The sequence below is a fragment of the Haemophilus sp. SZY H68 genome (assembly GCF_018829685.1).
Classification (GTDB): domain Bacteria; phylum Pseudomonadota; class Gammaproteobacteria; order Enterobacterales; family Pasteurellaceae; genus Haemophilus; species Haemophilus haemolyticus_K.
This window is the reverse complement of sequence record NZ_JAHKKB010000001.1, coordinates 87069-100324: the sequence shown is the minus strand read 5'-3', so window position 1 is coordinate 100324 and position 13256 is coordinate 87069. Positions and strand designations below refer to the sequence as shown.

Annotated in this window: 13 protein-coding genes; 1 reads left to right on the top strand and 12 read right to left on the bottom strand. The window is 39.1% G+C overall.

Annotated elements, in window-relative coordinates; translation table 11 throughout:
* Nucleotides 1-8: 8 nt before the first annotated feature.
* From relA to epmB, 6 genes are all read right to left on the bottom strand, one after another.
* Nucleotides 9-2240, bottom strand: a complete 2232-nt coding sequence (relA, locus tag KP712_RS00510) for a GTP diphosphokinase (RefSeq protein ID WP_048954207.1) — start codon at nucleotides 2238-2240, stop codon at nucleotides 9-11.
* Nucleotides 2241-2317: 77 nt separating this feature from the next.
* Complete coding sequence (gene rlmD / locus KP712_RS00505; protein WP_111407144.1) at nucleotides 2318-3634, bottom strand: 23S rRNA (uracil(1939)-C(5))-methyltransferase RlmD; 1317 nt, start codon at nucleotides 3632-3634, stop codon at nucleotides 2318-2320.
* Nucleotides 3634-4344, bottom strand: a complete 711-nt coding sequence (gene recO / locus KP712_RS00500) for a DNA repair protein RecO (protein WP_048954209.1) — start codon at nucleotides 4342-4344, stop codon at nucleotides 3634-3636. Before recO ends, rlmD begins: the two co-directional genes overlap by 1 nt.
* A 2-nt stretch (nucleotides 4345-4346) precedes the next feature.
* A complete protein-coding gene (locus KP712_RS00495) occupies nucleotides 4347-4751 on the bottom strand; it encodes an Opacity-associated protein OapB (protein ID WP_111407143.1) in 405 nt (134 codons plus the stop codon).
* Between the two features lie 47 nt (nucleotides 4752-4798).
* Nucleotides 4799-6166: an opacity-associated protein OapA gene (oapA, locus tag KP712_RS00490; protein ID WP_048954211.1), complete on the bottom strand. Its 1368-nt coding sequence runs from the start codon at nucleotides 6164-6166 to the stop codon at nucleotides 4799-4801.
* 84 nt (nucleotides 6167-6250) lie between these two features.
* A complete protein-coding gene (epmB, locus tag KP712_RS00485) occupies nucleotides 6251-7267 on the bottom strand; it encodes an EF-P beta-lysylation protein EpmB (RefSeq protein ID WP_048954212.1) in 1017 nt (338 codons plus the stop codon).
* Nucleotides 7268-7304: 37 nt separating this feature from the next.
* Between epmB and efp the strand changes: the two genes are divergently transcribed.
* Complete coding sequence (gene efp / locus KP712_RS00480) at nucleotides 7305-7871, top strand: elongation factor P (protein ID WP_005635150.1); 567 nt, start codon at nucleotides 7305-7307, stop codon at nucleotides 7869-7871.
* Between the two features lie 119 nt (nucleotides 7872-7990).
* Here the strand turns inward: efp and secF are convergent, their stop codons facing one another.
* The 6 genes from secF to tgt all read right to left on the bottom strand — a co-directional run bounded on the left by secF (nucleotide 7991) and on the right by tgt (nucleotide 13247).
* Nucleotides 7991-8965, bottom strand: coding sequence for a protein translocase subunit SecF (secF, locus tag KP712_RS00475; protein ID WP_111407142.1), 975 nt, complete (start codon nucleotides 8963-8965; stop codon nucleotides 7991-7993).
* Between the two features lie 10 nt (nucleotides 8966-8975).
* Entirely contained in the window at nucleotides 8976-10826 is a 1851-nt protein-coding gene (gene secD / locus KP712_RS00470; RefSeq protein WP_111407141.1) for a protein translocase subunit SecD, read from the bottom strand.
* Between the two features lie 69 nt (nucleotides 10827-10895).
* Complete coding sequence (gene yajC / locus KP712_RS00465) at nucleotides 10896-11189, bottom strand: preprotein translocase subunit YajC (protein WP_005631054.1); 294 nt, start codon at nucleotides 11187-11189, stop codon at nucleotides 10896-10898.
* A 109-nt stretch (nucleotides 11190-11298) separates the two neighbouring features.
* Nucleotides 11299-11520 (bottom strand): sulfurtransferase TusA family protein, encoded by a 222-nt coding sequence (locus KP712_RS00460; RefSeq protein WP_106013475.1) that lies wholly within the window; start codon nucleotides 11518-11520, stop codon nucleotides 11299-11301.
* Nucleotides 11517-12035 (bottom strand): hemerythrin domain-containing protein, encoded by a 519-nt coding sequence (locus KP712_RS00455; RefSeq protein WP_106013476.1) that lies wholly within the window; start codon nucleotides 12033-12035, stop codon nucleotides 11517-11519. Before KP712_RS00455 ends, KP712_RS00460 begins: the two co-directional genes overlap by 4 nt.
* Nucleotides 12036-12098: 63 nt before the next feature.
* The gene (gene tgt / locus KP712_RS00450) at nucleotides 12099-13247 is read right to left on the bottom strand and encodes a tRNA guanosine(34) transglycosylase Tgt (RefSeq protein WP_106013477.1); all 1149 of its coding nucleotides are present in this window, start codon (nucleotides 13245-13247) and stop codon (nucleotides 12099-12101) included.
* Nucleotides 13248-13256 lie beyond the last annotated feature (9 nt).

Genomic DNA, 13256 nt, shown 5'->3' with positions numbered 1-13256 from the left:
TCCTATTTTTATAAACGTTTCGCTTCGATAACATCATCTAATTTTGCTAATCGAGCCAATATTTTACTCAAACTTTCAACATTATGGAGTTCAATTTCCATATCAATAGTTGCAAGTTGTTTTTTTGTATCAGCACGGCTTGACACCCCTAATACACTAATTTTTTCATTTGCTAGAACGGTCGTAATATCACGTAATAAGCCATTGCGATCGCCTGCCACAATACGGATATTAATATGGAACCCACTTGCGTAATTTTCACCCCAAATAGATTCTACTACTCGTTCTGGGTGAGCCGCTTGCAAATCTAAGAACTGTTCACAATCTGCTCGGTGAATAGAAATACCACGCCCCATAGTGATATAACCAACAATCGCATCGCCAGGAATAGGTTGGCAGCAACGTGCAATATGATGCATAAGATTGCCCACACCTTCCACAATCACATAACCATTGTTTTTCTCAGATTTCTGCTGAGAATTCACCGCACTTTTGTTAGCGACATGACGTAAAATTTCTTGATCAGCTTCTTCAGCGGTCACTTTAATCAATTTACTTTGCAAGAAATTGATTAAGTTATTTAAACGAATATCACCACTGCCAATGCCGGCATAAAGATCGTCCAAATTTTTCAAGTTATAGCGCGGTAATGCATAAGGTTCCACTTGCTTAATACTTAAATTTAAACGCGCTAATTCATTATCGAGTAATTCTTTACCCGCTGGAATATTTTTATCGCGATCTTGCTTTTTAAACCACGCTTGAATTTTGGCTCGAGATTTTGCAGTGTGAGTAAATCCTAAATTTGGGTTTAGCCAGTCACGGCTCGGGTTAGGATTTTTCTGGGTAATGATATCGATTTGATCACCCATTTGTAGCTGATAGGTAAATGGCACAATACGTCCCGCTACTTTTGCCCCGATGCAGCGATGACCAATTTCACTATGAATTGCATAAGCAAAATCTAATGGTGTAGATCCCGTTGGCAAATCCACTACTTCACCTTTCGGCGTAAACACATAGACGCGATCGTCAAATACTTGGCTACGCAACTCTGCCATCACTTCGCCTGAATCCGTAATATCATCTTGCCAAGCTAGCAATTTGCGCAACCATGCAATTTTTTCTTCGTAGGCAGACATGCTGCCCGTATTACCTTCCTTGTATTTCCAGTGAGCCGCCACCCCTAACTCTGCATCATCATGCATTTGTTGGGTTCGAATTTGCACTTCAATTGGCTTGCCGCCTTTACCTAAAACAACAGTATGAATGGATTGATAACCGTTTGGTTTCGGGTTCGCGACATAATCATCAAATTCTTTGGGTAAGTGTTTAAATTGAGTATGCACAATCCCAAGTGCGGTGTAACAATCTTGCAATTTTTGCACGATAATTCTGACCGCTCTTACATCATATAAACCGCTAAACTCAAGATGCTTTTTCTGCATTTTGCGCCAAATGCTATAAATATGTTTCGGACGACCATAGACTTCTACTTGCTCGATATTTTCGCGTAAATAACCGCTCAACTCACTGACGAAATCAGCAATGTAATGTTCACGATCAAGACGACGTTCCTGCAATAATTTAGCAATAGCGCGATATTGTTCAGGATGGAGATAACGGAAGCAGTAATCTTCTAACTCCCATTTCAACTGACCTATCCCAAGACGATTGGCAAGAGGGGCATAAATATTAGAACATTCTTTGGCAGCAAGGACTTTGTCTTCCTCTGCGCAACGATGCTCTGCATCACGCAAGAAAGTAATACGTTCGGCAAGTTTAATGATTACACAGCGGAAATCGTCCACCATCGCCAACAACATACGGCGAACATTATCTACTTGTAAGGCATTAGCTGAGTGACTAGCATTAAGTTGACGGATGTTATCCATCTCCAACACACCTTTAAGTAATTTAGTGATTTTCGCACCAAACTTTTCTTTTAGGCTTTCCCAATCGGTTAATTTATTTGCAACCACAGGAAACAACATTGCAGTAAGCAATGTTTCCGCATCCATATTAAGTTCGTGCAAAATTTCTACCATTTCCACACCAGACTGGAGCATCAAGGTAGCATTCTTCATTTCATCGGGATGGGTGCTCATTAAGTCACGTGCGTAATACCACGCATCGATCAAACTTTTTTCTGTTTGTTCTGCCAGTTTTAAGCCAGCGCACCATTGTTCAATCACAAAATCCTGCGGATTTAACAAATGAGAACCACGAACAGCAACCATAACACCCCCTTGTTGATGAAGAGCAAGCAACTTCCTGTCGCTTTTATTTTGGGTGGATATTGTACCGAATAACCGAGTTATTTTGTAGTGAATAACGTTATCGATTCCAAATGCCCCGTATGAGGGAACATATCTATCACCGCACTTTTTTCAATCTTGTAGCCAAAATCACGTAAAATTTCCGCATCACGCACTAATGTTGCGGGATTACAAGACACATATAAAATTTTCTCTGCTTTCAACTCGCACAAAGCATTTAACGCGAAAGCTGCGCCACTACGTGGAGGATCAAGCAAAATTTTATTGAACGACTGACGTGCCCAAGGTTGTTCAATAAAAGATTGGTCAAGATCGGCTTGGAAAAATTCAATATTCTTGATTTGGTTTCTTGCAGCATTTTGCTCCGCTTTTTGTACCATTTCAAAAACGCCTTCAATTCCTACCGCACTTTTCACGCGTTTGGCGAGAGGAAGCGTAAAATTTCCCATGCCGCAAAATAAATCTAACACACAATCTTGTTGGTTCAATTCAAGCCAATCCAAGGCTGTATTGACCATACGTTCATTTAATGCACGATTTACTTGGATAAAATCACGAATATCAAAATGTAATTTTATGCCATCAGAAAATTGATAATAAGGTGCATCGCCATAGCTTTGTTCAATGCCTTCATCGCTTTGTAAAAACAGCATTAGCTTTTCTTGTTCAGTAAATTTGAGCAATAAAGTGCGGTCAATTTCCGAAAGTTTTTTGGTGTAACGTAACAACATTGCGACACCATTATCGGCCACCACAAGTTCAATATGCCCAAGCTGTTTCGGTGCTGAAAATTTTTCTAAAAGTGCGGTTAATTTAGGCAGTAAATAATTAATTGCAGATTCTGCCACTTCGCAAGATTGAACAGTAATTAAATCGTTGGTATTTTTCTGACGAAAGCCCATCTCAATTTGTTTTGTGCTTGGATTAAACCATAAACTCAAACGCACACGACGACGATACGCCCAAGCATCGCCACAAATCATAGGTTGAAATGAAATCGGCTCTGACTGTAATTTACTTAATCGTTTAAACAATGCGGATTCTTTCGCTTTTCTCTGCATTTCAATAGGAATATGTTGCCCTTGGCAACCACCACAACGCATAAAATGAGCACATTTAGGTTCTAAACGTTCAGAACTTTTTACTCGCCATTTTTTTGCCGTAGCATGCCCATATTGGAGTTTATCCTCCAGAATACGACATTCCACTTTTTCGTGCGGAAGCGCATTTTCAATAAACCAAGTTTTACCATTAATTTTCGCGACGCCTAAACCTTGATAATCTAAATCAAGAATATCAGCCGTAATGGTTTGAACATTGTTTGTTTTTTGCTTTGGGGTATAAAGAAGAACCATTATTTTAAAAGTAAAATATTTTGAGTGAATAATTCCCGGCTTTTTAACGGTTTATCGCCAAGATAAGGTTTCAGTGCAATACGAGTAAAACGTTTTGCCGCTTGACGAACCGCCTCATCGGAAAAATCTAGGGCTTCAAAGGCTAACAAATCTCTGCCATAAAAGGTGAGATTATCTTTCACTAAGGAAGCAATAAAACCTTTTTCCTCACGATAACGATATGTCATTGTGCAATCCACAGGCTCGCCAGAGCCTGCACAATGCAGAAAATCCACGCCGTAACCGAGAATTTGTAAAAGTTGAAATTCAAAAAGACGCAACGTTGGTTCAACGTTGGTTTCAGTTGCCAAGCCCGTTAAGCATTTTAAATAATGTTGAAATAGCGAAGGATTCGGCGTTTCAGGCTCAATGACACGAGTCAATAACTCATTCACATAAAAACCGCTATAAAGTGCGGTTTGTTGTAAAGGCAGTGTAATTGCGGCAGGTTCAGCTTTAGTGAGGGTTTTCAATGAGCTTTTTCCCGACCAACGCAACAATAAAGGTGTGAAAGGTTGCAAGACCGACTTCCAAGATGAACGCTTTGCTCGTGCACCCTTGGCGATCACGGTTAGGCGACCACTTTCTTCAGTAAACAAATCGACTAAAAGACTCGTTTCACTATAAGGGCGACGATGAAGAATAAAGCCACGTTGGAGTTCGGTTTGCACAATTAATTACCGGATAAACGCTCTACGGGTTGTAATACACATTGTTCCGCTAAAACTTCACCTAAATTAGTTTTTAGCACACTAAAATCCTCGCGCTCTTGCCACGTCCAACGAATATTGCCGTAATTCTTACCGCGCTCAGAAATCATTAATGTCAATTTTTCTGACATAGAATTGAACGTCACCGTAATGTGATGCAATAATTTTTTACGTTTTTTTTGAGTGGAATGAACAACACGAATTTGCTTGTCATCTTTACACAAATAAACTTTCGCCTCACCTTTTTGCAAAGCTTTATCTACTTTTTCCACCTGCATCTTTTGCGGCTCTGGCTTCTTTGGTAAATCACTTTGAGCACAACCGACCAAGCAAAGTGCGGTTAAAATTAGAAACGTTTTTTTAAACATAACATCCTACTTAAAAAAGAAAAATGGGCGATTGCTCGCCCTAAAAATTATTTTTTATATTCATAAGAACCATCAGACTGACGAACAAATCGCGCACCGTTAGATAAACGCATTTCATTTACTCGCCCTTGACTGTTTACGGATACCGCAACTTTATCACCCGGTTTAAAGCTACTTAAAACATTGCCCGCACCCGCTGCTTTACTCATTGCATTAACATCCGAAATATTAAGTTGATTATCACGGAATACTTGCATAAGAGAAACGCCTTTAGGCACAGTTAATGTTTTCGCCGATACAGTTGGTGCAGCTGCTTTCGTTGCAGGTTTTGCATCAACAATTTGAACTTTAGCTTCTTTTTTAACTTGAACCGGTTTTGCCTCAACAATTGGTGCTTTTCCAGCTGTTTTAGCGACGGTTTGTTCAGTTGCTTTTGCTGGTACATGTGCTTTTTCCGCAACTTTCACTTCTTTTTTCGCGGTATCTTTATGTGCAACTTGTTGTTCTACTACTTTTTTCACCGGTTGAACTGGCGCTACAACAGTTGGTGCTTTTGGCTGTTCCACTTGAGTTTGTTGAGCTTGAGTTTGTGATTGCTCAGGTTGAGCTGCTTGCATAGGTTTAGCTGAAGCTGAATCCATTGTATTTGAGGTTTGAACTGGAGCTTGAGCCATATTTTGTGGCGCAGCCATGTTTTGTGGCGTAGCCATGTTTTCTGCAGGTTGATTTTGAGCGGTCAAACTATTAGCTGATTCATCTGCTTTTGGCGCATTTTCAGGTTGGTTAGCTTGCTCTGCTGCCATCTGATTTTGTGCAGGAGGATTATCTAAAATCGTGGTTTCAACTGGTTGATTTTGATCTAAAGATTGGAACTGCACTGGGATTTCATTGCTGTTAGATTGAGTGAAAGACTCAACGGTGTCAGAACTTGGTTTTAATGCAAAGAAAATAATTAATAAAATGACCAACGCCAAAATAGCCATAAATAAACGGCGATGTTTTGCTGGTAATACTTGCAACACTTTCCATTTTTCCGGTTGGCCTAAAGTACGTTTTTCTGCTTGCTCAACAGTTTCTGTGGCAATCGTTTCAGTCTTAATTTCTTCTTCAACAGCAGATATTGTCTCTTCTGCAGATACAGTCTGAATAACTGGCTCTTGTTCTGTTCTCAATGTTTCGCTAGAAATAAAAGGCGCGCTTTCTTGAGCAGGAGTATGCCCAAAAGTGGGCTCTTTACGCTCATGAAAATTTGTTTCTACATGATCTTTTTTCGCAAATAAACCCTTTGCTTTATCAAAAATTGACTCACTAGGTTGCACCACTTTCTTTGGTGTAATTGGTTCAACTTGATTAAGACCTAAATCTAATTCATCTTGAGATGATTGTTCATTTTGATTTTTATTCATAGAATCCACTGGATTACTCCTGATACTTGTTGTTATTCATGTTAATTAGCCACGGAAGTGCGGCAAAAAAATTACGTGATATTTTATCGGATCTTATGCCGCGTATAAAGTCTTATTTGGTTCGCCGGCAATTTCTCGTGCGAGTTTGGGAACAAGATAGCCAGATGTAAGAGATTGCAAGGTTTTATAAATTTGCATAGCTTCAATATCGCTAATCAAAAAATGGCTCGCCCCTTGCACTTTATCTAGCAAATGCAAGTAATAAGGCAAAATTCCTGTTTGAAAAAGTTTATCACTCAATATTTTTAGAATTTGCGCGTCATCATTCACGCCTTTTAGCAAAACGGATTGATTCAAAAGCGTGACATTCACGGCTTTTAATTTTTGCATCGCATGAGCAAAAATTTGATCAATTTCATTGGGGTGATTAATGTGTGTCACCATAACAGTTTGCAAGCGACTTTCTGCTAATAAGGTACAAAATTCATCAGTAATCCGTTGCGGAATCACAACAGGCAAACGGGTGTGAATACGCAAACGTTGTAAGTGCGGTATATTTTCTAAATGTTTTATTAACCACGCTAACTCATGATCTTTCGCCATTAAAGGATCGCCACCTGAAAAAATCACTTCTTCAATTTCAGGATGCCCCGCAATGTAATCTAATGCCAGTTGCCAGCTTTTTTTATTTCCTGGGTTTTCGTCGTAAGGAAAATGTCGGCGGAAGCAATAACGACAATTCACCGCACAACCGCCCTTCGCCATAAAGAGCAAGCGATTTTGATATTTATGAAGAATATTCGGCACCGCATTGGCATTTTTTTCTTCTAATGGATCCGTACTAAATCCTTCGGCTTGTACAAACTCTAGATCAGAACACATCACTTGCAAGAAAAGGGGATCTTGCGGATTACCTTTTTCTATTTTATCAATGAAAGGTTGTGGTACGCGGAGCGAAAAAAGTTTCCGCGCAGCAATGGATTGCTCAAAATCATCTTCTGGTAAATTTAAGGCTTTTAGCAATAATTTAGGATCTGAAATCGCATTTTTTAGAATTGTGAGCCAATTTTGTTCTTCTCTAATGACGGGTTCTTGGGTTAAAATACGCACTTTTCAAACCATCTCTAATTTTTAGGATATTAAAAATATGGCTACATATACTACCAGTGATTTCAAACCAGGTCTAAAATTTATGCAAGACGGTGAACCTTGCGTAATCGTTGAAAATGAATTCGTAAAACCAGGTAAAGGTCAAGCTTTCACCCGTACTCGTATTCGTAAATTAATTTCAGGCAAAGTATTAGACGTAAACTTCAAATCTGGTACTTCGGTTGAAGCTGCTGATGTTATGGATCTTAACTTAACTTATTCATACAAAGATGATGCATTCTGGTATTTCATGCACCCAGAAACATTTGAACAATACTCTGCTGATGCAAAAGCTGTAGGTGATGCAGAAAAATGGTTATTAGACCAAGCAGATTGTATCGTGACTTTATGGAATGGTGCACCAATTACTGTTACTCCACCAAACTTTGTTGAATTAGAAATCGTCGATACAGACCCAGGTCTTAAAGGCGATACCGCAGGTACTGGCGGTAAACCAGCAACATTAAGCACTGGCGCAGTAGTAAAAGTACCTCTTTTCGTTCAAATCGGTGAAGTAATCAAAGTAGATACTCGTTCTGGCGAATACGTATCTCGCGTAAAATAATATTTTACTGTTAAACGAAGGTAAGTTATTTTCGCTGCTATTCAAAGCAAAAAATCTAAATAAAAAATAGCCCCAGACAATTATAGTCTGGGGCTTACTTTTAGTTGATTATCAAGAAATCACGGTAATTCATCAATTTCCTTATCTACTTTAGGCGGGATCATATGTTCACGGCGTAATCCAACATCGTATGCAATTGCGATTGCAATAAAGATTGAAGAATATGTACCAAATCCAATCCCCACAAGTAACGCTAAAGAGAAGTTATGAATTGATGGACCACCAAAAAAGAACAATGCAATAACAACAATTAATGTTGTAGCAGAGGTCATGATGGTTCTTGATAAAGTTTGCGTTAAAGAAACATCAATAATATCAATCGTATCTAGACGTCTTATTTTTCTGAAGTTTTCACGCACACGGTCAAAGACCACGATACTATCGTTAATAGAATAACCCACAACAGATAAAATCGCTGCAACGAAGGTTAAATCAATTTCGATTTGTAACGCTGAAAACACACCAAGAGTAATAATTACGTCATGTGCAAGGGATGCGATACCGCCGAAACCTAAACGCCATTCAAAGCGAGAACCTACATAGACTAGCATCATCGCTAATGTTGCTAATGTCGCATACACCGCACCTTGAGCCAATTCTTCCCCTACGTTTGGTCCAACGAATTCAACACTACGAATCTTAATGCCAGAATCTACTTCTTGGAGCATTCCTTTTACGCGATCGCCAATACCAGAATCGTTATCCGTAGCTGGCAAACGAATCATAACATCTTGAACAGACCCCGTCGTCTGCACAATTGGGCTTTCAATACCATTTTCATGGAGCTTACCACGGATTTTTTCTAAATCTGCAGATTGTGAAAAATGGGTATCAAAAACAACCCCACCGGTAAAATCCAAGCCCCAGTTAAAGCCTTTTGATACGATAAAAAATAGCGAAATGGCCATTAAAAGTGCGGAAAAAACATAGCCCCATTTACGCATTTTCATAAATTCGGTCAATGGGAACGGGAGTTTAATCCCATTGATTTCACGGATAAAATGTCCGTCTTTATCTTTTGCAAAAATTTTCATCGTTCCCTACCTAAATTGATAATTTCTTAAGTTGTTTACCGCCATAAAGCGCATTAACTAATGCACGTGTTCCTGTAATTGCGGTAAACATTGAAATTGCCACACCAAGTGAAAGTGTAATCGCAAATCCTTGAATTGGGCCTGTCCCCACAGCATACAAGATAATAGCGGTTAAAATTGTCGTTAAGTTTGCATCAAAAATAGAAGTAAACGCCCCGTTGTAACCTTCATTGATTGCTTGTTGAATTGGGCGACCATTTCGAATTTCTTCTTTAATACGTTCAAAAATCAACACGTTTGCATCCACCGACATACCTAAGGTTAATACAATACCGGCAATCCCTGGCATGGAAAGTGTCGCTCCAGGTAAAATAGACATTAAACCCACTAACAACACAATATTAATGACCAAAGCAAAACTTGCGATAATACCAAACATTTTGTAGTAGAACAGCATAAACACAATCACAGCAATGAGTCCCCAGAAACTCGCATTAATCCCTTGCTCCACATTTTGTGCCCCCAAAGATGGGCCAATTGTCCGTTCTTCAACAATTTGAATTGGTGCAATTAATGCCCCAGATTTCAATAAGGTAGAAAGGTTATGCGCTTCTGCAATACTATCGACACCGGTAATTTGGAAGTTTGAGCTAAAGCGACCTTGGATCGTCGCCACATTAATCACTTCCTCATGTTTTTCTAAAATGGTTTTACCATTTTCGTCTTTTTTACCGTTATCTTTATATTCAACATAAAGTGTCGCCATTGGTTTCTTGTAATATTTTTTGGTGGTTTGAGACATAATCTCACCACCTTCACCATCCAAGGTTACACTCACTTGAGGGGTGCTTGAATGCTGATCTAAACCAGAACTTGAATTAATAATATGCTCACCACCTAATACCGCGCGTTTAAATAATGCGACAGGATGACCTTGTCGATCATATTTAACTTCCGAATCAGCTGGCAACATATTACGAGAAATTGCATCGGCCGTAACATTTTGATTTACGATACGAAACTCAAGCGTTGCAGTTGCCCCTAAAATTTCTTTTGCGCGAGCAGTATCTTGAACACCTGGTAATTCAATCACAATACGTTCAGCACCTTGACGTTGAATAACCGCCTCAGATACCCCTAATTCAGCAACACGTTTACGTAAAATCGTTAAGTTTTGCTCAATTGCTAAGTCGCGTGCTTCATTTAATGCTGAAGTAGAAAGACCTAAATTAATACTATCGTTATCCAACTCTGTTATATCTAAGGTTGGATGCAACTGATGAATAATACGTTCCGCTTTAGATCGTTGACTTGCATCGGCCAATGTGACAGAAGTACCAAAATGCTCAGTATTTTTAATTGCCGTATATTGAATTTTTTCTTTGCGAAGTTCGTTACGTAAACTGTCTTGTAATTGCTCTTGGCGTTTTACAAGTGCAGCATTCATATCAACTTCCATCAAAAAACGAACCCCACCGCGTAAGTCTAATCCCCATTTCATTGGGTTAGCACCAAACATGCTTAACCAAGCTGGAGTGGCTGGAGCAAGATTTAATGCAGTGGTGTAATTATTGCCAAGACGTTCAGCAATTTTATCTTTAGCGAGGAGTTGATCATCGGTATTAGTGAAACGAGCTAGAATTGAGCCGTTCTCAAGCACGACAGATTTAGTTGGAAGATTATTGGTTTTAAGCACATCTTGAACTTGTCCAAGCACGCTAGTATTCGCTTCTTGACCGCGCGTACCGGAAATTTGCACCGCAGGATCTTCACCATAAATATTTGGAAGAGAATATAAAATCCCGATGGCCACAATAAAAATAACCATCAAATTCTTCCATAATGGATAACGGTTTAACATAGTTTTCCTTTTCTTTTCTAACGCACAGAGCCACAATTCGTGGCTCTGGAAAATAATTTAACGTTACTCTTAAAGTGATTTTAATGAACCTTTAGGAAGAACGCTCACAATGTAATTACGATTAATCGTAATTTCTGTCGTGTCGTTTAACGCAATCACGATGCTATCGCTACCTTCAGTTACTTTAGTAATTTTGCCGATTAAACCACCAGCAGTTAAAACTTCAGTACCTTTTGCAAGCTCAGACATCAATTTTTTATGTTCTTTATTGCGTTTAGCTTGCGGGCGATAAATCATAAAGTAAAAAATTAAACCAAAAATCACGAAAATAAATAACGTGGACATCGGGTTTTGTGCTTCCATTGTATGTTTTCCTTGTTAATTTAAGTTAAAAATTGCGCTTAAAATACCATAAATTGGCTCATTGGGAAAGGTGAACCACACCCAATCTCCTACGTTATGGCGATTAATTTTATTTTTTCAAGATAACGATAAATTCTTTTTCAGAAACGTAATATTGCTCGACCAAAGCAACAGAATTTTCCTCTGCAAAAATAGAAAAATTTTCCACCGCACTTTCAAGGTTTAAGATCAACATTAGCTCATCATTTTTATCCAAATTTTTTAAGGCTTTTTTAGCACTTAAAAGAGGAATTGGACACCGAAGTGCGGTTAAATTGAGCTGATATTTCATTCTTTAACTTGACGACGAGCACTCATGCTCTTGCCCATTTCAGCCAAAATATCCGCACTTAAGCATTCACGCCCCATTTCAAATAACGGTTCTTCTAACGCAATATGACGCTCATAACCTTGAACAAAGCTTTCAATTAAATGTTCATCAATATTTTGACGTTGTTCAGAAATAAGCTCTTCTAACTGCGCAGATAGTGCATTCCAATTTTCATGCAAATATTCGTGCTGTTGTTCTAATTCATCAATGGAGCTTTGTGCTTGCGGAGCCACTTTGACTAATTGAGGGAAAAAATCTAATTCCTCATCCTCATGATGTAGGGGAGCGGCACGATTGAAATAAGTTAAAATTTGCTCAACATCATTTAATACAGCCTGAGTATATCCGTGTTTTTCTAGATAATCAGGTAAAATGCTTAACTGGCGACAAAAACGTTTTACCTTACTATGACAGGCATAAAGCATTTCAATAGGTTCATTCCATGTGGCGAATTGTTGAGGTTCAAGAATTTGCATAAGGTTTCCTTTGTTAAAAAGTGCGGTCAAAAAACATTTCATTTTTTACCGCACTTTTATCAATTATGATTTATCCGCTAATTGTAATGGGGGAACAGGTTTGCCCATGCGAGCATAGAATTCCACCACAAAATCATCAAAACGATCTTCTTCGATAGCTTGACGAATTTCCGCCATTAAACGTTGATAATAGCGTAAATTGTGAATGGTATTTAAGCGTGCACCTAAAATTTCACCGCACTTATCTAAATGATATAAATAGGCCTTGGTATAGTTTTTACAGGTGTAGCAATCACATTCAGGATCTAATGGGCTCGTATCATCGCGATATTTTGCATTACGAATTTTAACAATACCGTCAGTCACGAATAAATGACCATTACGTGCATTACGGGTTGGCATTACGCAGTCAAACATATCAATACCACGACGTACGCCTTCTACTAGGTCCTCCGGTTTACCTACGCCCATTAAATAACGAGGTTTGTCAGCCGGGATTTGTGGGCAGATATATTCTAAAATGCGGTGCATGTCTTCTTTTGGTTCGCCTACCGCTAAGCCGCCCACCGCATAACCGTCAAAGCCAATATTCACTAAGCCTTCTAATGATACTTTGCGTAATTCTTCAAACACGCCACCTTGGATAATACCGAATAGGGCATTTTTATTGCCTAATTCATCAAAGCGATCACGGCTACGTTTTGCCCAACGAAGAGACATTTCCATGGATTTTTTCGCATAATCGAAAGTCGCTGGATAAGGCGTACATTCATCGAAAATCATCACAATGTCAGAACCCAAATCATATTGAATTTCCATGGATTTTTCAGGCGAAAGGAAAATACGCTCACCATTAATTGGGTTTTGGAATTTCACGCCTTCTTCGGTGATTTTACGTAATTTACCTAAACTAAATACTTGGAAACCGCCACTGTCTGTCAAAATCGGGCGATGCCATTGCATAAAGTCGTGCAAATCACCGTGTTTACGCATGACTTCTTGTCCTGGTCGAAGCCATAAATGGAATGTGTTACCCAGTAAAATTTCTGCACCTGTCGCACGCACTTCTTCTGGCGTCATGCCTTTCACGGTGCCATAAGTACCCACTGGCATAAACGCAGGGGTTTCTACACTGAACGTGCCTTGTGGACGTTCAAATACCAAGCGACCACGACGAGCATTGCCGCTTGTTTTATCTAATTCATACTTCATTTTTGCTCC